The sequence below is a fragment of the Paraburkholderia sp. BR10937 genome (assembly GCF_040965695.1).
Lineage (GTDB): Bacteria > Pseudomonadota > Gammaproteobacteria > Burkholderiales > Burkholderiaceae > Paraburkholderia.
The window spans coordinates 1-17,644 of sequence record NZ_JBFRCL010000052.1 but is presented as its reverse complement, the minus strand read 5'-3'; the positions used below and the strand labels follow the sequence as shown (position 1 = coordinate 17,644).

Here is a 17,644-nt window from a genome sequence, read left to right as displayed (position 1 = left end):
CAATGAACTTCAATTTCACCGAAGAACAACAGCAACTCGCCGACGCGCTGCGTCGTTATCTCGACAAGAACTACGGCTTCGAGGCGCGCCAGGCGATCGTGAAGACACCCGCCGGCGTTTCAGACCAGCACTGGAACGCCTTCGTCGAACTCGGACTGACCGCGCTGCCGGTGCCGGCTGGGCAGGGCGGCTTCGACGGCACGCCATTCGACATGCTCGTCGTCATGCAGGAGCTGGGCCGCGCGCTCGTGGTCGAGCCGTACTGGGCAACTGTGGTGGGCGTCGAGGCGCTCAAGCTCGCGGGCGGTGCGGCCAATGCGCCAAACGCGGCACTGCTCGAACGCGTCGCCTCGGGCGAGATCAAGCTCGCTGCGGCGTTCCACGAGCCGCAGTCGCGCTACGACCTGTTCTCGCTGGAAACGCAGGCGAAGGAAACGGGCGACGGCTTTGCGCTCACCGGCACGAAATCGGTCGTGCAGCACGGCGCCCAGGCCGACTACTGGATCGTGCCGGCGCGCTTCGCGGGCGAGCTAGCGCTCTTCGTCGTCGCGTACGATGCGAACGGTGTCGAGGTGGGCGATTACCGCACGATCGACGGCCAACGCGCTGCGACGCTGACCTTCAAGGAAACGCACGCGCGCCGTCTTGGCGACGCGCACACCGGCGCGGCGACGTGGGAGAAGATCGCCGACTACGCGACGTTCCTGCTGTGCGCCGAAGCCGTGGGTGCCATGGATGCGCTCAACCACGCCACGGTCGAATACACGAAGACGCGTCAGCAGTTCGGCGTGCCGATCGCGCGTTTCCAGGCGCTGCAGCACCGCATGGCGGAGATGCTGATCCACGCCGAGCAGGCACGCTCGCTGACTTACCTCGCCGCCGCGCGTTACAGTAGCGCGTCGGCCGAAGAGCGGCGCCGCGCGATCTCGGCAGCGAAGGTGCGCGTGGGGCAGGCGGCGCGTTTCATCGGCCAGCAGGCCGTGCAGCTGCACGGCGGCATGGGCGTCACCAACGAAGTGGCGGCCGCGCATCTGTTCAAGCGTCTCGCGATCATCGAAACGACGCTCGGTGATGTCGATCATCACCTCGAACGCTTCGCTTCGCTGCCCGGTTTCGCGCAGGCAGCGTAACGCGTGGCGGCAGCAGGCAACATAAGCGGAGAATAGGGATGGGCCTGAGTTACGAAGATCTCGAAGTGGGCAAGCGCTATGTGGTCGGTTCCCACACTTTTGGGCGTGACGAGGTGGTGCAATTCGCGGAGCAGTTCGATCCGCAGCCGTTCCACATGAGCGAGGCGGGCGGCGAGGCGTCGATGTTCGGCGGCCTCGTTGCGAGCGGCTGGCATACCTGCTCGGTCATGATGGGCATGCTCGTGCGCAACTTTCTCAAGGACTCGACCTCGATGGGCTCGCCCGGCGTCGACGAGATCCGCTGGCTCAAGCCCACGCGCGTGGGCGACACGTTGACGATGACGAACGCGATCCTGAGCAAGCGCGTTTCGGCGACCAAGCCCGATCGCGGCATCGTCGAAACGCAGTGGGAAGGACACAACCAGCACGGCGAACTGATCGTGACGGTGCGTTCGAAGGCGCTGTTCGGCCTTCGTCATCCAGGGAGCTCGATGTGAGCGAAAGCGACGTCATGCAGATTGCCGACGCGGCGGCGCTGCGCGCGCTGATCGGCGCTGGGCCGCTCGTGAGCGGCTGGCGCGAGGTAAGCGAGGCGGACGTGCACGGTTTTGCCGACGCCACGGGCGACCATCAATGGATCCACATCGACGCCGAACGCGCGCGCCGCGAGTCGCCGTTTGGCGGCCCGATTGCGCACGGCTTTCTCACGCTCTCGCTGATTCCCGTGCTGCTCGGAGGCACGCTGCACATGCGCCAGCGCATGGGCGTGAACTACGGGCTCAACCGCGTGCGCTTCACGCAGCCGGTGCCCGTGGGCGCGAAAGTGCGTGCACGTATCGCGGTGAATGAAGTGAGCGACGTGGAGGGCGGCGGCGTGCAGGTCGTGTGGGATGTGAGCATCGAGCGCGAAGGCAGCGAGCGGCCCGCGTGTGTGGCCGAGTTCATCACGCGGCACTACTTCTAGGCTGGTTGCGTAGTCAACCAAAAGGGGGCGCTCCGCTGCAAGGCGGGCGCCCCTCTGGTTTTGCGCGGATTTCCGCGTAAAGAGTTAGTGTCTGGCGTACTGCGTCGTGCCGAACAGCATCTCCTTCGCCTTCTCATCCATGAGCGGCTTGCGCGCATTGGCGAGCACTTCCACGCCGCGCTTGACCGCCGGCCGCGCCGCGATCGTTTCGTGCCAGCGCTTCACGTTGGGCAGTGAATCGAGATCGATACCCTGGTTTTGCCAGGAGCGCGTCCACGGGAATGCGGCGATATCCGCGATGGTGTATTCGTCGCCGGCCAGATACTCGGTCTTTTCCAGCTGCGTTTCCATCACGTTGTAGAGCCGCTTCGCTTCGTTCGTGTAGCGATTGACCGCATACTCGATCTTCTCGGGCGCGTAGATGCGGAAGTGGTGTGCCTGGCCGAGCATGGGGCCGAGGCCGCCCATCTGGAACATCACCCATTGCAGCACGTCGTAGCGCGCCGCGAGGTCTTCAGGCATGAAGCGGCCGGTTTTCGCGGCGAGATAGATCAGGATCGCACCCGACTCGAACAGCGAGAACGGCTGGCCGTCGGCGCGGCGCGGGCCTTCGGAGTCGGTAATGGCGGGAATCTTGTTGTTCGGGCTGATGGCGAGGAATTCGGGCTTGAACTGGTCGCCCGCGCCGATATCGACCGGATGCACCCGGTATTCGAGGCCGGTTTCCTCGAGCATGATATGGACTTTGTGACCGTTCGGCGTGGCCCAGCTGTAAACGTCGATCATCGTGGCTCCTTGGCACCATGAAAGAAGGCGCCGCGAAAGTCCGGATAGTCTTCCGCGACGCCCGATCTGGCGCAAATTAGCATAGATCGGCGTCGCTCGCAGAGGGCGCATGAGCGCCCCTGCTGCGCTTGTGGACTTACGTGGACACGCGCCGACTTACGAGCGCGTGACCGGCATTTCCACGCGCGACGCCGCGCCCGCGTCCATATGGCGAGCGAGTTCGAGCTTGGCGATGGCGTTGCGGTGCACCTCGTCGGGGCCATCGGCGAAGCGCAGCGTGCGCGCCGAGGCGTACGAGTACGCCAGCGGGAAGTCGCCGCTCACGCCGGCGGCACCGTGCACCTGCATGGCCCAGTCGATCACCTGGCAGGCCATGTTCGGCGCCACCACCTTGATCATGGCGATCTCGCCACGCGCGCCCTTGTTGCCGACGGTGTCCATCATATACGCGGTCTTGAGCGTGAGCAGGCGGGCCTGTTCGATCATGCAGCGCGCTTCGGCAATGCGCTCCTGCGTGACGGTCTGCTGGGCGACCGCCTTGCCGAACGCCACGCGCGAGAGGGCGCGTTTCGCCATGAATTCGAGCGCACGTTCCGCGAGGCCGATGAGACGCATGCAGTGATGGATGCGGCCCGGCCCGAGCCTCCCTTGCGCGATCTCGAACCCGCGGCCTTCGCCGAGCAAAATGTTCGACGCGGGCACGCGCACGTTTTCGAGCGTGATCTCCATATGACCATGCGGCGCGTCGTCGTAGCCGAACACGGTAAGCGGGCGGCGCACGGTGATGCCGGCTGTGTCAGAGGGCACGAGGATCATCGACTGTTGAGCATGGCGTGGCGCATCGGGGTCGGTCTTGCCCATCAGGATGTAGATTGCGCAGCGGGGGTCGCCCGCACCCGACGACCACCACTTCGTGCCGTTGATCACGTAGTCGTCGCCGTCGCGCTCGATGCGCGTCTGGATGTTGGTCGCGTCCGACGAGGCCACGTCGGGCTCGGTCATCAGGAAGGCCGAACGGATCTGGCCTGCCAGCAGCGGCGCGAGCCATTGCTGCTTGTGCGCCTCGCTGCCGTAGCGCTCGATGGTTTCCATGTTGCCGGTGTCGGGCGCGCTGCAGTTGAACACCTCAGGCGCCCAGTGCACGCGGCCCATGATTTCGCACAGCGGCGCGTATTCGAGGTTCGTGAGACCCGCGCCGCGTTCGGAGGCGGGCAGGAACAGGTTCCACAGGCCCGCTTCGCGCGCCTTCTCTTTCAACTGTTCGACGATTTGCGTCGGCACCCACGGGTTGCCGCTCGCGCGATTGCGCTCGACTTCCTCGTGGAAGACGGCTTCGTTCGGATAGATGTGTTCGTCGAAAAACGCGAGCAGTTTCTCGCGCAGCGCCTGCACTTTCGGGGAGTAATCGAAATTCATCGGTGACCTCGCAATGCGATGCAGTGACAGTGAAAAGTGAGTCGTTCTCGAACGGGCTTTCAGCGCACCTTCTGCGCGTAGCGCCAGGCGAGCTCCGCCATGGGCCTCGCGCGGCGGCCTGCGTCGATGGCCTGCGCGCTCGCGGCCGTGCCGTCCACCACGCGTTTCATGATGCCCTGCAGGATCGCCGCGATCCGGAACATGTTGTACGCAAGATAGAAGTTCCAGTCGCCGCGAATCTCGAGGCCGGTGCGCTCGCAATAGCGCGCGACGTACTGCGCCTCGTCGGGAATGCCGAGCGCCTGCCAGTCGAGCCCGGCAATGCCGCGGAACTGCGCGGGATCGACGTGCCAGGCCATGCAGTGATACGAGAAGTCGGCAAGCGGGTCGCCGAGCGTGGAGAGCTCCCAGTCGAGCACGGCCAGCGCGCGCGGCTCGCTCGGGTGAAAGATCAGGTTGTCGAGGCGATAGTCGCCATGCACGACCGACACGCGTGAGCCCGCATCGTCAGGCATGTGCTGCGGCAGCCATTCGATCAGGTGATGCATGGCGTCGATGCGCTCCGTTTCCGAGGCCTGATACTGGCGGCTCCAGCGATCGATCTGGCGTGCGAAATAATTGCCTGGCTTGCCGTAGTCGGCGAGACCCACGGCGTCGGGCTTCACGTTGTGGAGCGCGGCGATCACACGGTTCATCTCGTCGTAGATCGCGCCGCGTTGCTCGCGCGTCATGCCGGGCAGCGACTGGTCCCAGAGCACGCGGCCCTCGACGAACTCCATCACGTAGAACGCGCGGCCGATCACCGCTTCGTCGTCGCAGAGCGCGAGCATCTTTGCGACCGGGACGTCGGTTGCGGCGAGCGCATCCATCACGCGGTATTCGCGTTCGATCGCATGCGCAGACGGCAGCAGCTTCGCCTTGGGTCCCGGCTTCGCGCGCATCACGTAGGTGCGGCCGGCCGTGATGAGCTTGAACGTCGGGTTCGACTGGCCGCCGGCGAACTGCTCGATCGTGAGAGGGCCTCGGAAGCCTTCCACGTGAGCGGTGAGCCAGGCGCTCAGCGCCTCCACGTCAAAGCGCTGACGCTCGGCAACCGGGCGCGTGCCTTCGAACGCCGAGTAGTCGGGGCGCGTTTGCGCGTTGTTGTGCGTGTCTCCATCCGGGGTGGCTTGCGCCATATGCGTCTCCCTTCTCCTGATTCTCCTGTGGGTGGCCGCGCGTCAGCCGCGCGGTCTATAGCGCAGGTACTGCGCGTACAGCATCTCCATCGTCGTGTTGCGGGTGTCGCGGTGCAGCGGGGAGGGCGGCGCGTAGTTGAGCATGCGCACGACCCAGTCCCGCGGTTCGGCGCCGACATCGAGTGCGTTGATACAGCCCGTGGCCTGCGCGAGATGGCCGAAGAATGCGCGTCCGCCCGCCGTGATCGCATGCGAGAGAATCGCGCGATTCACGCCGCCGTGCAGGACGAGCAGCGCCGAGTCCCACGAGAGGTCGGCGCGCAGCGCATCGAGCGGCGGCAGCACGCGGTCGAGCAACTCGCCGATGGTCTCGCCGCCGAGAAAGCGCGTGTCTTCCGGCACGATGCCGTCGAACACGCGCAGGAAGGCATTTTCGACTTCGGCGGGGGGAATCTCGGCGAGACGCCCGCCGCGAATCTCTTCCCACGCGCTCTGCACCTCGAGTTCGATCGACTGACCGGTAGCCGCGAGCACGCGCTGCGCGGTCTCGACCGTGCGGCGCAGTCCGCTCACGATGACGCGATCGAAACGCACGCCCTGCAACGAGAACGCTTCGCCGGCGGCGGTAGCCTGGGCGCGGCCGTTCTCGTTGAGCGGCACGGTGTCCGGGTCGATTGCGCGACCCGTCTCGTCGAAGTAGGTGACGTCGCCGTGACGCATCACATAGAGGCGCCGGCGCGCGGGCAACTGGTACTCGGTCATGGGTGTGCCGCTCGTGCGGAGTGAAGCCGGTTTACTTGTAGACAGGGGCGCGCTTTTCGAGGAACGCGGTAATGCCTTCGAGGCCGTCGCGGTGATGCAGCGACGCGACGAAACTTTCGCGCTCCGCAATGAGCTGTGCTTCGAGCGGTTGCGCGTCCGCGACGTTCGTCAAACCCTTGATGCGCGCCACCGAATTCGGCGAGATCTTCGCGAGTTCGTCGGCCCACGCAAGCGCCGTATCGAGCGCCGATTGCGGCTTCGCGAGCCGGTTCACGACGCCCAGTTCCGCGAGGCGCGCAGCGCCGATCGGCTTGCCTTCCACCATCAGCTCGAACGCGAGCGAGCGCGGCAGCGAGCGCGCGAGGAACCACGAGCCACCGCCGTCGGGCGTCAGGCCCACGCGTGAATAGGCCATGACGAACTTCGCATCGTCGGCGGCGACGAGCAGGTCGGCGGCGAGCGCGAGCGAGAAGCCCGCGCCGGCAGCCGCGCCTTCCACGGCCGCGATGATCGGCTTGGTCGACTGGCGCATCGCGGTGACCCAGGCGGCGAGCATGTCGATGCTGGCGGCCTGCACCGAAGGGTCTTTCGCGCGGTTTTCGAGCAGACGGTTGAGGTTGCCGCCCGCGCAGAAGAAGTTGTCGGCGCCCGTGAGGACGATTGCGCGCAGCGACGGGTCGCGCTCGGCGGTGTCGAAGGCTTCGACGGCGGCGGCGTACATGTCGGGATGCAGCGCGTTACGCGCGCCGGGGTTCGACAGCGTGAGGACAAGGGTCGATTCGTGGCCTTGCGGTCGGGTGCTGCGGAGTTCGGCGCTCATTGCGGTGCCTCGTTCGATGCGTTGATGTCTGCTGCGTCTGCTTGCGTCAGCGAGAGGCCGAGCTGCGCGCGGCGCGCGAGCCACGGCGACGGGCGATAGCGCGGATCGCCGAGCACGGTGTGGATGTTGCGCAGGATCGCGAGGATCGTGCGCGCGCCCAGCGCGTCGCCGAGCGCGAGCGGGCCGCGCGGGTAGCCCAGGCCCAGCGTGACCGCGAGGTCGATGTCGCGGGGCGTGGCGATTTGTTTTTGCGCGATGTCGCAACCGATGTTGACGATCGTCGCGACGATACGCTGCGCGACGAAGCCCGTCGAATCGCGGATCACGGTGACCGGCACACCGTCGGCGGCGAAGAGCGCGTGGCCCGCGTCGCGGGCTTCGCGCGTGGTGGCGGGCGTCGTCATCAGCGTACGGCGCTTCGCGGCGTCGAGCGGGAACAGCGTGTCGATGGCGACGACGCGGCTCGCGTCGAGCTGCTCGTCGAGCGCGGCGGTCGTGGCGTCGAGGCCGAGCGGCGCGACGACGATCAGCGCGTCAGCTGCGGGCGTATCGCCTTCGTCGACGGGCACACGCGCTTGCGCGGCGAGCGCGAGCACGGCGTCACGCGCGGCGGCGTTACGGCGGCTCACCCAGACGCGCGCGGGCAGCGCCGTGGGCGCTGCGGGCTCGTCGGGCACCTGCTGCTTGCCATCGACATAGCGATAGAACCCTTCGCCAGCCTTGCGGCCGACGAGTCCCCCCGCGAGCCGCACACCCGTGATGGGCGAGGGCGTGAAGCGCGGCTCTTCATAGAACTGGTGATAGATCGACTCCATCACCGGATGCGAGACATCGAGCGCGGTGAGGTCGAGCAGCTCGAACGGTCCGAGGCGAAAGCCTGCCTGCTCGCGCATGATGCGATCGATCTCGACGAAGCTCGCTACGCCTTCGCCCGCCACGCGCAGGCCTTCGGTATTCATGCCGCGGCCAGCGTGATTGACGATGAAGCCGGGCATGTCCTTCGCTCGAACCGGCGTGTGGCCCATCCGGCGCGCTAGCGCCACGAGGGCATCGCCGACGGCGGGATCGCTGCGCAGGCCGTCGATCACTTCGACGACCTTCATGAGCGGCACGGGGTTGAAGAAGTGATAGCCCGCGACGCGCGAGGGATCGCTGCACGCGGCGGCGATGGCCGTAATGGAAAGCGAAGAGGTGTTCGAGACGAGCAGGCAACGCTCGCCCACCACGGTTTCGAGTTCGCGAAAGAGCGTGCGCTTGGCCTCGAGATTTTCGACGATCGCCTCGATCACGAGATCGCAGACCGCGAGTTCATCGAGCGTGTGCGCGCCGCTCACGCATTTGAGCGCGGCCTTCGCGGCGGGCTCGTCGAGCTTGCCTTTTGCCGCGAGTTTCGCGAAGGTGTCGGCGAGATAGTCGCGCGCAGCGGCGACCGCCTGCGGGTTCGTGTCGTAGAGGCGCACCGCGAGGCCCGCCTGCGCGGCGATCTGGGCGATACCGCGGCCCATCGCGCCGGTGCCGACGATGCCGATTGTCTCAATGTTGAAATGATGTGAAGTCATTGGAAGCCTGGCTCCATGATTGGCCTAGAATAGCACGGTCGTACAATTTTATGAAAACGGTTCGGCAGTTCCGATAAGGGAACTGCCCCCTCAAGGAGGCAACGAGGATGATCAAGCTGCACGGTTTCGCGCTGTCGAATTACTACAACAAGGTCAAGCTTCTGCTGCTCGAGCACGGCATCGCGTTCGAGGAGGTGCCGAACAAGCTGCCGCTCGAAGAGGCGCTGCTCGCACAGTCGCCGGCTGGCAAGGTGCCTTTTATCGAAACGGAGCAGGGCTTCTTGTGCGAGTCGGAAGTGATCGTCGAGTACCTGGCGGCGCGCTTTCCAGAGAAGCACATCTTCGCGGCGGATCCGTGGCAGGCAGCGAAGGAGCGCGAACTCATCGTCTTCATCGAGACGTATCTGGAGTTGAATGCGCGCGAGCTTTACGGCGAGGCGTTCTTCGGAGGGAAGGCGACCGACGAGGTCAAGGCGACCATGGAAAAGCGGCTGCGCCGTTACGTGGCGGCTTTCAAGCGGCTCGCGAAGTTCGCGCCTTACGTGGCGGGCGAGCAGTTCCGTGTGGCCGATGCGGCGGCGTTCGTGAGCCTGCCGCTCGTGGGCCGCGCGACGCAGGCCGTGTACGGCAGCGATTTCCTCGTCGACGTGGGCATCGACTGGAAGTCGTATATCAAGCTGATCGGTGAACGCCCGACGGCGCAGCGCGTCAACGCGGACCGCAAGGCGTATATCGAGGCGAACTCGTAAGCGTTGCGGCGTTTTGCACGTTGTTGCGCGCGATGATCGGGAACGCACTGCCGTTCGTGGATTCATCGCGCGCGCACGACATCAGAGCCGCGCGAGCCGCTCGAGCGCGGTCGCGAGCGTGCCTTCCTGCTTGGCGAAACAAAAGCGCACGACGCCAGATTCGTGCGCCTCGTGATAGAACGCCGACACCGGAATCGCGGCCACGCCGATCTCCGCTGTGAGCCACTTCGAGAATTCCGCTTCGGGCAGATCGCTGATCGCCGAATAGTCCACGCACTGGAAGTAGGTGCCTTCGCACGGCAGCAGCTTGAAGCGCGTGCTGGCGAGACCGGCGCGGAAGAAGTCGCGCTTCTTCTGGTAGAACGCGGGCAGTTCCAGATACGGCTTCGGATCGCGCAGATACTGCGCCAGGCCGAACTGCATCGGCGTGTTCACGGTGAACACGTTGAACTGGTGCACCTTGCGGAACTCAGCCGTGAGCGGCGCGGGCGCGGCGACATAGCCCACCTTCCAGCCCGTCACGTGATAGGTCTTGCCGAAGCTCGACACGATGAAGCTGCGCGCGGCCAGTTCCGGATAGCGCGCCACGCTCTCGTGCGGCTGGCCGTCGTAGACCATGTGCTCGTAGACCTCGTCGGAGAGGATCAGCACGTTGGTGCCGCGCACGATCTCCTCGAGCTTTTGCATGTCCTCGGCGCGCCACACCGTGCCCGTCGGGTTGTGTGGCGTGTTGATGAGGATGAGGCGCGTTTTCGGCGTGATGGCCGCGGCGAGGCGGTCGAACGGAATCGCGTAGTCAGGCGCTTCGAGCGTCACGAACACGGGCTTGCCGCCCGCCAGTTCGATCGACGGCAAATAGCTGTCGTAGGTCGGCTCGACCACGATCACTTCGTCGCCCGCGTGCACGGTCGCGAGGATCGCCGTGAGGAGCGCTTGCGTGGCGCCGGCCGTCACCGTGATCTCGCTATTCGCGTCGTAGCGGCGGCGGTACACGTGCTCGATCTTGTCCGCGATCGCCTCGCGCAGCGCGGCGATGCCTGCCATCGGCGGGTACTGGTTATGGCCCTCGCGCATGGCTTGCGCGACGGCGTCGACGATGCGCGAATCGCAATCGAAGTCGGGAAAGCCCTGGCCCAGGTTGACCGCGCCTTTTTCGGCGGCGAGCGCGCTCATCACGGTGAAGATCGTCGTGCCGACGTTCGGCAGACGCGACGGAAAAGAGGGCGTGAGCAGGGTGTCCTGCGAATTCTGCGTGGGATGCGGTGCGTTCATGTCGCGGGCGGGAGTCGGACGTTGGGACGGGAAAAGTTGGATCAAAGTCCGATTGTAGGCAAATCGGCGCCGCTGCGGTGCTCAGGCCGGGCGCGAGCGCCGTGACGCAAGGGCATCAGGCCTGCGCGGCTTGAGCCGCGTTCTGCACGCATTCGGCGACGAAGGCATCGGGCGTCGCGATGCGAAAGCCAAAGTCGCGTGCCACGCGCTTCGCGAGCTTGAGCACCGCGCGGTCCTTCGAGACGAGCCACTGTGCGCCGCTTGCGCGCGCGAGTTCCAGAAACTTCTGGTCGTCGCGGTCGCGACATTGGGGCAGGGGCCGCGCGTCGGCGGCAAGCTCGGGCAGCTCGATCAGTTCGACGAGCCCGACCAGCGCCGCGAGCGCATCCGCTTTCGCGACGCCGCGATCCGCGAACTGCGGGTAGTCGAGCACGTGGGCCAACTCGGCCTGGCAGCGCGCGTCGATCAGCGCCTGGATCGCGCCGCGCTCGAGCGCGGCGCGAATGGGGCGCGTGTGCGGGTCGTCGAACACGAGGATATCGAGCCAGACGTTCGAGTCGAGAACCACGGGGAGCGCGCGAGCGGCGGCGGGCGAGAGGGGGGCTGCAGTTGGGGGCGTGAGGCCGGTCATTCGTGAATTCGCTACAATCGGGCTTTCGCCTTTGAACATCGGCACATCGTGCCTGCAAGCCTCTATGATAATCGTTCTGTCGCCGGCCAAATCGCTCGACTATGACACGCCGGCGCACATCGAAGCCCACACCATCCCCGATTTCGTCGACGACGCAGCCGAGCTGATCGCCGGCCTGCGCCGCCTCTCGCCGCAACAGATCGGTTCGCTCATGAGCATTTCCGACCCGCTCGCGCGCCTGAATTTCCAGCGCTACGCCGACTGGTCGAAGCAGTTCAGCCAGGACAACGCGAAGCAGGCCGTGCTCGCGTTCAACGGCGACGTCTACGAAGGCTTCGACGCGAAGTCGCTCTCGTCGGCGGATCTCGACTTTGCGCAACAGCATGTGCGCGTGCTCTCCGGGCTCTATGGCCTGCTGCGTCCGCTCGACCTCCTGCAGCCTTATCGCCTGGAAATGGGCACGCGTTTCGAAAATGCGCGCGGCAAGGATCTCTACGCGTTTTGGGGTGAGCGCATCACGCACGCGATCAATGCGCAGATCGAGCACAACCACGCGAAAGCAGCGAAGGGCGCACGCGTGGTGGTGAACTGCGCGTCGAACGAGTACTTCAAGGCCGTGAAGCCGAAGAAGCTCGCTGCGCCTGTGGTCACGCCGGTATTCGAAGACTGGAAGGGCGGCCGCTACAAGATCATCAGCTTCCACGCGAAGCGCGCGCGCGGGTTGATGGCGCGTTATGCCGTCGAGAACCGCGTGGCCGAGCCCGCAGCGCTCAAGGCGTTCGACGTGGAGGGCTACGCGTTCGATGCGGATGCATCGAACGATTCGACCTATGTATTTCGTCGGCGCATCGCCGAGTAAGTGAACAAGCAAGCGGGAAGGAAAACACCATGACGATTGCCATCTCCAGCCAGTTCGATGCGGGCGCGATCGAAGTTCTGTCGTGCGAGCGCGCCGACGATATTCGCCTGCGCGTGCGAGCGGACAACCAGTCCGAGTTCGCGCAATGGTTCTACTTCCGCCTCTCGGGCGTGCGCGGCGAGCGTTGCGTGATGACCTTCGAGAACGCGTCGGCCTGCGCATTCCCCGAGGGCTGGCGCGACTACCAGGCCGCAGCGAGCTACGACCGCGTGAACTGGTTCCGCGTGCCGACCTCGTATGACGGGAAGGAACTCGTCATCGATCACACGCCCGACTTCGACAGTGTCTACTACGCGTACTTCGAGCCGTATGGCGAAGAGCGTCACTCGGAGTTCCTGGGCGCGCTTCAGCAGCTGCCGCACGCCACGCTCACGGAACTCGGGCAAAGCGTGGAAGGCCGGCCCATGTCGCTGCTCTCGCTCGGCATGCCGGGCGACACCGCGCCTGACGGCAAGCCCAAGAAGACAGTGTGGATCATCGCGCGCCAGCATCCGGGCGAGAGCATGGCCGAGTGGTTCGTCGAAGGGTTGGTGAAGCGGCTCGCGGGTTGGGGCGACTGGGCGGGCGATCCGGTCGCGCGCAAGCTGTACGACCGCGCCGTGTTCCATATCGTGCCGAACATGAATCCGGACGGCAGCGTGCACGGGAATTTGCGCACCAATGCCGTGGGCGCGAACCTCAACCGCGAGTGGATGGGGCCTGACGCGCAGCGCAGCCCCGAAGTGCTGGTCGTGCGCGATGCGATCGAAGCCACGGGCGTCGATCTCTTCTTCGACATCCACGGCGACGAGACGCTGCCCTATGTGTTCGTGGCGGGCTCGGAAATGCTGCCGGGCTTTACCGATCAGCAACGCACGGAGCAGAAGGCGTTCATCGAGGCATTCAAGGTGGCGAGCCCCGACTTCCAGGATCAGCACGGCTACGAGGCGAGCCGCTACCGCGAAGATGCGCTCAAGCTCGCGTCGAAGTACATCGGCCATCGCTATGGCTGCCTGTCGCTCACGCTCGAGATGCCGTTCAAGGACAACGCCAATCTGCCCGACGAACGCGTAGGCTGGAACGGCGAGCGCAGCGCCGCGCTCGGCGCTGCGATGCTGCAGGCTATCCTGCATCACGTGGAGGCGTTCGCGTAACACGCGCCTTCTTCACGCAGACATCAAGAAGAAGGGGGAAACGGCCAGGCCGTTTCCCCCTTTTTTGCATCGAGCGTACTGACGAGTTCAGTGAGCCGTCGTCTTCTTCTTTGAAGTCGTTTTCTTCGCAGTGGATTTCGTCGTCGTCGATTTGCTGGACGACTTCGTGCTGCTCGTCGACGACTTGTGGCTCGACTTGCTCGCGGGGGCTTTCTTCGAGCCGTTGCCCGTGGCCTTCCTGGTCGAATGCTTGCCCTTTCCATGAGCGCCGCTCGACGCCGTGCCGCGCTCGCTGCGTGCACGCGCCGGCGGGACCGGATCGTTCCAGCTGAACGCGAGCATCTGCTGCCCGACATAGCCGCAGCGAAACTTCAGGTCGTAGGGCGAGTTGCCGCTTGCTTTGGGAATGCCGATGCCGTCGACCGTCACGATCGTCTCGACCTTCACGCGCTGCTTGCCTTCGTCGAACGAGTCGTTCCATGGCGTCACGCTCGCGTGCGCGCTGTCGAACGAGCTGGGTGGAAACTCGACGTGATCGAGCGCCGTCGACGTGCTTGCGACGAAGTCGCCATGCGCCGCGCAGTCCGCGACTAGCGGGTCCGCGTGCATCTGGGTGACGAACTGATTGACGAGATCGTTGTGTTGATCGAGTTGATCGGCCTGCGCGGTTGGCGCGGCGATGAGCATGAGGCTCGCGGCACACGCCGCCAGTTGACCGGCTACGAACAACAGCCGGCGGGATGCATGGTTGCAGTCCATCTGCTTGCTTGGGATCAGGGGTGAAACGTCAGGCACCGTAAGATGCTGCACAGCCGGGTCGAGTTCAATCCGGAAACAATTATTTTCTTCTGCCTGAGCGATGGAGTCGGCGCAAGCGCTGCTGCGTGTGCGCCGAAGGCCGATCGCGACGTGTCGTCGCGCCCGTCGTCACGTTGCTGGCGGTGCGGCGTTGAGGTAGCGCTCAGGTTCGCGGACCGCCCAGGCGATAGCGACGCACGTCGTAGGTGGTGACCCAGGTCGGACGGTAAACGGCGATCAGCGCCGTTGCCATGCCCGTGAACCAGGCTTCGCCCGAAGCGAGGAGAAATACGCTGAATGCATAACCTGCGGGCACGGTGATCGCCGATCCGCCGTTGAGCGCGACATGGGTGCCGAGCGCGAGATAGGCCGCCGCCGAAACGGCGATGGCCGGCGACACGAAACCCTGGCCGACGATGAACATGAAGAGGTTGCGTGGCAGCCACGCGGTGCAGGCGCGCTGCAGCAGCGCCGAAATCGCGACAGGGAAGGCGCCGAATATCAGGAAGGTGAGGGCGACGCCTTCCCACGGGGCGTCGAAGACAAGCGCGGCGAGCCCGACGACGACGCCCATGGCGACGAGCGCGAGTCCCCAGTCGAATAGCGTGACCACGAGCGTGGCGCCGAGCAGGTGCAGCACGGTGCCGTCTTCGAGCCACGCATTGCTTGCCCACAGCACGGAGATCGCGACGACGATCGCAAGCCAAACGTGCTGGAGCGTCGCGTCCTGCAGGCGCTTGAAGGGGTTCTTCCATAGCGCGAGCGCGAGCAGCCCCGCGGTGACAACCCAGGCACCGATAGCAACCCAGAGCGGAAGCGGCGTAAATAGGAACCCCATGTGCTTCATATTACTCGTTGGAAGGCAAGCCGTGTGCGCGGGCGAGCACCAGGGCTTCCTCGTCCGCACCCTCGCTGGCCTCGCCGACCTCGACGGGGCGCATCTGCTGCGCTGCGGCGGGGTCGCCATAAGGCGTCACCGGCTCCGCGGCGAAGGGCAGCGGCTCCGCACTGTCGCCTGACAGCAACGGATAGCGATGCGCCAGACCGTCGCGTGCGCGTAATGGCACCGGGCCATGCTCGCCGTGCCTGGGCTTCGCCGCGCGCTCGCATCGCGCGCGCAGCACCTGCAGCTGGTTCGCGAGCAAGCCGTTGTAGATCGCGACGGCCGCCGCGCGATTGGGCGCGCCGAGCTGCTGAAAGATGCTTGTCAGATGGACTTTCACCGTGCCCTCGCTGATGCCGAGCGCTCGCGCGATCATCTTGTTGGTATTGCCCATATGGACGCAGCGCAGGATCTGCTCCTGTCGAGGTGACAGGTCGACCTTCGGACGCACCTTGCGGGCCTGTGCGGCGGCTTTGGCGTTGAGCCGGGGCGGCAGGGGCCAGGGCGTACATGGACCGAGCACGTCGGCCGGCAGATGATCGCCGCCGAGCATGATGAGCTCCAGAAACTTCACGATCAGGAGGGAGTCCGTTGTGCGCCGGATGATGCCGCGGGCACCTTCGTTGATGAGCGCGCGCACGCTCGTAGGCGTCTCGCCGCTGTCGACCAGTACGGCGACGGGCAGGCTGCGGTGCCGCATGACAAAGTGGCGCAGTTCGCCGGCGCGGATGCCGTCGTGCCAGTCGATCACGATGAGGTTGGGGGTGAACCGTTGCAAGGCGCGCTCGACGCTGCGCCAGTCCGGCGCGTCATTGAAGCGTGCGCGACGGTCGATTTGTCTTAACAGCGCCTTGAGCCCTTCGCGCCTTTCGGCGTCCGGATTGAGTACAACGAACCGCATGGATTTGCCCTCCTCTCGTTGACGGCCTCTCGCAATGTTGTGAAACGCGCACCGCTTCTAAGCGGCGGTGAACCAGACCAACAGCACCATGATGACAAAAAGGTTGCGCGCTGGCGGCCTGTCCAAAAGGCATAAGACATAGGGCAAAAAAAAGTCCCGCACACAGGCGGGACCGGGTAGGAATTTGGGCGTTGTCCTAGTGGAAGTGTGGCTGTACGGGCTCAGCATCTTCTGGCATCTCGGCGTGGACGATCTCGCCGAGCGGATCCGCATAGAGCGGCACGCCGCAGTCATCGCAATATTCCGGCTCGAAGCGGCCTGCGTGCCGGCGGATGTCGGTGATGCCCGATTCCTTCAGCAGCGCAACGATCTCTTCGAGCGGACCGCTGCTGACATTCTCTTCGGTCGGTTCTTCGTCGATGTCGGCGTCGCCGTTCTCGCGGCCATAGAGCGGCCAGACCACGCCATACAGCACATCGTTGCTGCCGCGCTTCGTGAAGCCGATGCGGTATTCGTCGATCCGGCGCTCGCCGAAGCCGGCGACGACGGCGCGCAGGTCCTGCGCGCCCGCGCCGATCGTGTCGAGCAGATAGCGCACGGCGGTGCGGATGGTGTGCGGGCGCACGCGCTCGTCCGCGTCGCGGCAGGCGGAGTAGTAGGCGTCGGGCAGCAGGCACTCGAACTCGCAGCCCGGCATGACGACGGCAAGGTTGGCGCCGCCCTGGGTGGCCCATTGCTCGAGGCACTGACCGCGCTCGATGCGCGAGCCGTGCTCCTCTTCCTGCCAGCGGAAGAGCGGGGCGCCAACAGGTGCTGCGACGACGGCGAGCAGGAAACGCGGATCGGCGAGGATTGGCGACGTTTCCGGCAGTTCGCCAGAGCTGATTTTCGCCGGCGCGCCGCTCAGTGCCGCCTGTGTAAGCTGTTGTGCGAGGCGCCAGGTTTCGACATGGTGGCGCGGCAACTGGTCGATGCTATAGAGATAGGGGGCCATCGCGACGCGCGTGCCGTTCGCCAGCACGTGCGCCTGAAGATGGGTGCGCAGGGCATCGGCTCCATCGGCCTTCAGCGGGCCCGAAGGGATGACATAGCGCGTCCAGGCCAGCACCGGCGCGGCGACGAGCAGCGCTTCGTATTGCGCGCCGTCGTGTTCGACGATGAACGACTCGCTGTGCGTCTCCGCCATGTCGGCGAGCGCGCCGTAGGCGTCCGGATGATTCTGCTGCAGATGATCGAGCGCGGCGTCGAGCGTAGTCTGATTGCCGTTGCGCACGACCTTCGCTAGCAGCGTGTCGAGCTTTGCCTCCCAGAAGCGGTCTTCGGTGCGGCTGCCCGAGGCGAACAGGGCGAGCGAGAGGCCGACGAGCTTGTCGGCGTCAGGAGGAAGGCGTTTGGCGATTCGCGAGCGCATAAATCTGTGAGTTGGGGTGCAGAGAACCCCATATTCTAGTCGGTTCCGTGCGCGCCATCGGATTGGGCAGCAGGAGCGCGCCGGATGGGCCCGTGCGCGATGCGGGATCGTCGTTGCTGCGCGGCCGGCAGGCATCGGCCGGAAGCACTATGACGACTGCTATATGGAGCAGGCGAGCCGTGGTCAGCCCCGACTTTGCTAGCCGGTCAAAAAACCGCTTGCAAGATGTCATCTGCGTGACTAGAATTCCGGTCTTTCGCGCTTTCGATGAAGGCGCGGGGGAGACGGGAAGTCCGGGCGAAAGCCTTGTGGCGACTGGGTCTGCGGGTGAC

Annotated in this window: 18 protein-coding genes; 6 read left to right on the top strand and 12 right to left on the bottom strand. The window is 65.4% G+C overall.

Annotated features, from left to right (window positions below):
• Positions 1-2 precede the first annotated feature (2 nt).
• From AB4Y44_RS32160 to AB4Y44_RS32150, 3 genes are read left to right on the top strand one after another with little or no spacing between them, the layout of a single operon-like run.
• The gene (locus tag AB4Y44_RS32160; RefSeq protein ID WP_368701818.1) at positions 3-1,130 is read left to right on the top strand and encodes an acyl-CoA dehydrogenase family protein; all 1,128 of its coding nucleotides are present in this window, start codon (positions 3-5) and stop codon (positions 1,128-1,130) included.
• A gap of 38 nt (positions 1,131-1,168) precedes the next feature.
• The gene (locus tag AB4Y44_RS32155) at positions 1,169-1,627 is read left to right on the top strand and encodes a MaoC family dehydratase (protein ID WP_342921056.1); all 459 of its coding nucleotides are present in this window, start codon (positions 1,169-1,171) and stop codon (positions 1,625-1,627) included.
• A 14-nt stretch (positions 1,628-1,641) separates the two neighbouring features.
• On the top strand, positions 1,642-2,094 hold the full coding sequence (locus AB4Y44_RS32150) for a MaoC family dehydratase (protein ID WP_368701829.1): 453 nt from the start codon (positions 1,642-1,644) through the stop codon (positions 2,092-2,094).
• Between the two features lie 84 nt (positions 2,095-2,178).
• Here the strand turns inward: AB4Y44_RS32150 and AB4Y44_RS32145 are convergent, their stop codons facing one another.
• The 6 genes from AB4Y44_RS32145 to AB4Y44_RS32120 all read right to left on the bottom strand — a co-directional run bounded on the left by AB4Y44_RS32145 (position 2,179) and on the right by AB4Y44_RS32120 (position 8,615).
• Entirely contained in the window at positions 2,179-2,880 is a 702-nt protein-coding gene (locus tag AB4Y44_RS32145; RefSeq protein ID WP_368701817.1) for a glutathione binding-like protein, read from the bottom strand.
• A 156-nt stretch (positions 2,881-3,036) separates the two neighbouring features.
• Entirely contained in the window at positions 3,037-4,296 is a 1,260-nt protein-coding gene (locus AB4Y44_RS32140; RefSeq protein WP_342921058.1) for an acyl-CoA dehydrogenase, read from the bottom strand.
• Positions 4,297-4,355: 59 nt separating this feature from the next.
• Positions 4,356-5,474: a phosphotransferase gene (locus tag AB4Y44_RS32135; protein WP_342921059.1), complete on the bottom strand. Its 1,119-nt coding sequence runs from the start codon at positions 5,472-5,474 to the stop codon at positions 4,356-4,358.
• A gap of 42 nt (positions 5,475-5,516) precedes the next feature.
• Positions 5,517-6,236 (bottom strand): histidine phosphatase family protein, encoded by a 720-nt coding sequence (locus tag AB4Y44_RS32130; RefSeq protein WP_368701816.1) that lies wholly within the window; start codon positions 6,234-6,236, stop codon positions 5,517-5,519.
• A 31-nt stretch (positions 6,237-6,267) separates the two neighbouring features.
• Complete coding sequence (locus AB4Y44_RS32125; RefSeq protein ID WP_368701815.1) at positions 6,268-7,056, bottom strand: oxepin-CoA hydrolase, alternative type; 789 nt, start codon at positions 7,054-7,056, stop codon at positions 6,268-6,270.
• Positions 7,053-8,615, bottom strand: a complete 1,563-nt coding sequence (locus AB4Y44_RS32120) for a 3-hydroxyacyl-CoA dehydrogenase (protein ID WP_368701814.1) — start codon at positions 8,613-8,615, stop codon at positions 7,053-7,055. The genes AB4Y44_RS32125 and AB4Y44_RS32120 overlap by 4 nt, the downstream gene beginning before the upstream one ends.
• Positions 8,616-8,722: 107 nt before the next feature.
• Here AB4Y44_RS32120 and AB4Y44_RS32115 point away from each other — a divergent pair, with 107 nt between their 5' ends.
• Positions 8,723-9,364, top strand: a complete 642-nt coding sequence (locus AB4Y44_RS32115; RefSeq protein WP_368701813.1) for a glutathione S-transferase — start codon at positions 8,723-8,725, stop codon at positions 9,362-9,364.
• Between the two features lie 81 nt (positions 9,365-9,445).
• Here AB4Y44_RS32115 and AB4Y44_RS32110 read toward each other — a convergent pair whose 3' ends face one another.
• The gene (locus tag AB4Y44_RS32110; protein WP_368701812.1) at positions 9,446-10,636 is read right to left on the bottom strand and encodes a pyridoxal phosphate-dependent aminotransferase; all 1,191 of its coding nucleotides are present in this window, start codon (positions 10,634-10,636) and stop codon (positions 9,446-9,448) included.
• 115 nt (positions 10,637-10,751) lie between these two features.
• Positions 10,752-11,267 carry a putative toxin-antitoxin system toxin component, PIN family gene (locus AB4Y44_RS32105; protein WP_342921065.1) on the bottom strand — a complete coding sequence of 172 codons (516 nt, stop codon included), beginning with the start codon at positions 11,265-11,267 and terminating at the stop codon, positions 10,752-10,754.
• 64 nt (positions 11,268-11,331) lie between these two features.
• Between AB4Y44_RS32105 and yaaA the strand changes: the two genes are divergently transcribed.
• Together yaaA and AB4Y44_RS32095 are read left to right on the top strand one after the other, a co-directional pair.
• On the top strand, positions 11,332-12,126 hold the full coding sequence (yaaA, locus tag AB4Y44_RS32100) for a peroxide stress protein YaaA (RefSeq protein WP_368701811.1): 795 nt from the start codon (positions 11,332-11,334) through the stop codon (positions 12,124-12,126).
• A 29-nt stretch (positions 12,127-12,155) separates the two neighbouring features.
• A complete protein-coding gene (locus tag AB4Y44_RS32095; protein ID WP_342921067.1) occupies positions 12,156-13,319 on the top strand; it encodes a M14-type cytosolic carboxypeptidase in 1,164 nt (387 codons plus the stop codon).
• A gap of 87 nt (positions 13,320-13,406) precedes the next feature.
• Here the strand turns inward: AB4Y44_RS32095 and AB4Y44_RS32090 are convergent, their stop codons facing one another.
• From AB4Y44_RS32090 to AB4Y44_RS32075, 4 genes are all read right to left on the bottom strand, one after another.
• Positions 13,407-14,078, bottom strand: coding sequence for a BspC domain-containing protein (locus AB4Y44_RS32090; RefSeq protein WP_342921068.1), 672 nt, complete (start codon positions 14,076-14,078; stop codon positions 13,407-13,409).
• Between the two features lie 202 nt (positions 14,079-14,280).
• Entirely contained in the window at positions 14,281-14,955 is a 675-nt protein-coding gene (locus AB4Y44_RS32085) for an energy-coupling factor ABC transporter permease (RefSeq protein WP_342921069.1), read from the bottom strand.
• A gap of 10 nt (positions 14,956-14,965) precedes the next feature.
• A complete protein-coding gene (locus AB4Y44_RS32080; protein ID WP_342921070.1) occupies positions 14,966-15,901 on the bottom strand; it encodes a response regulator transcription factor in 936 nt (311 codons plus the stop codon).
• 196 nt (positions 15,902-16,097) lie between these two features.
• Positions 16,098-17,312 carry a DUF2863 family protein gene (locus tag AB4Y44_RS32075; RefSeq protein ID WP_368701810.1) on the bottom strand — a complete coding sequence of 405 codons (1,215 nt, stop codon included), beginning with the start codon at positions 17,310-17,312 and terminating at the stop codon, positions 16,098-16,100.
• Between the last annotated feature and the right edge of the window lie 332 nt (positions 17,313-17,644).

Coding starts and splice junctions, on each gene's coding strand:
- AB4Y44_RS32160 (WP_368701818.1), top strand. CDS start 3: ATGAACTTCAATTTCACCGAAGAACAACAGCAACTCGCCGACGCGCTG.
- AB4Y44_RS32155 (WP_342921056.1), top strand. CDS start 1,169: ATGGGCCTGAGTTACGAAGATCTCGAAGTGGGCAAGCGCTATGTGGTC.
- AB4Y44_RS32150 (WP_368701829.1), top strand. CDS start 1,642: ATGCAGATTGCCGACGCGGCGGCGCTGCGCGCGCTGATCGGCGCTGGG.
- AB4Y44_RS32145 (WP_368701817.1), bottom strand. CDS start 2,880: ATGATCGACGTTTACAGCTGGGCCACGCCGAACGGTCACAAAGTCCAT.
- AB4Y44_RS32140 (WP_342921058.1), bottom strand. CDS start 4,296: ATGAATTTCGATTACTCCCCGAAAGTGCAGGCGCTGCGCGAGAAACTG.
- AB4Y44_RS32135 (WP_342921059.1), bottom strand. CDS start 5,474: ATGGCGCAAGCCACCCCGGATGGAGACACGCACAACAACGCGCAAACG.
- AB4Y44_RS32130 (WP_368701816.1), bottom strand. CDS start 6,236: ATGACCGAGTACCAGTTGCCCGCGCGCCGGCGCCTCTATGTGATGCGT.
- AB4Y44_RS32125 (WP_368701815.1), bottom strand. CDS start 7,056: ATGAGCGCCGAACTCCGCAGCACCCGACCGCAAGGCCACGAATCGACC.
- AB4Y44_RS32120 (WP_368701814.1), bottom strand. CDS start 8,615: ATGACTTCACATCATTTCAACATTGAGACAATCGGCATCGTCGGCACC.
- AB4Y44_RS32115 (WP_368701813.1), top strand. CDS start 8,723: ATGATCAAGCTGCACGGTTTCGCGCTGTCGAATTACTACAACAAGGTC.
- AB4Y44_RS32110 (WP_368701812.1), bottom strand. CDS start 10,636: ATGAACGCACCGCATCCCACGCAGAATTCGCAGGACACCCTGCTCACG.
- AB4Y44_RS32105 (WP_342921065.1), bottom strand. CDS start 11,267: ATGACCGGCCTCACGCCCCCAACTGCAGCCCCCCTCTCGCCCGCCGCC.
- yaaA (WP_368701811.1), top strand. CDS start 11,332: ATGATAATCGTTCTGTCGCCGGCCAAATCGCTCGACTATGACACGCCG.
- AB4Y44_RS32095 (WP_342921067.1), top strand. CDS start 12,156: ATGACGATTGCCATCTCCAGCCAGTTCGATGCGGGCGCGATCGAAGTT.
- AB4Y44_RS32090 (WP_342921068.1), bottom strand. CDS start 14,078: ATGGACTGCAACCATGCATCCCGCCGGCTGTTGTTCGTAGCCGGTCAA.
- AB4Y44_RS32085 (WP_342921069.1), bottom strand. CDS start 14,955: ATGGGGTTCCTATTTACGCCGCTTCCGCTCTGGGTTGCTATCGGTGCC.
- AB4Y44_RS32080 (WP_342921070.1), bottom strand. CDS start 15,901: ATGCGGTTCGTTGTACTCAATCCGGACGCCGAAAGGCGCGAAGGGCTC.
- AB4Y44_RS32075 (WP_368701810.1), bottom strand. CDS start 17,312: ATGCGCTCGCGAATCGCCAAACGCCTTCCTCCTGACGCCGACAAGCTC.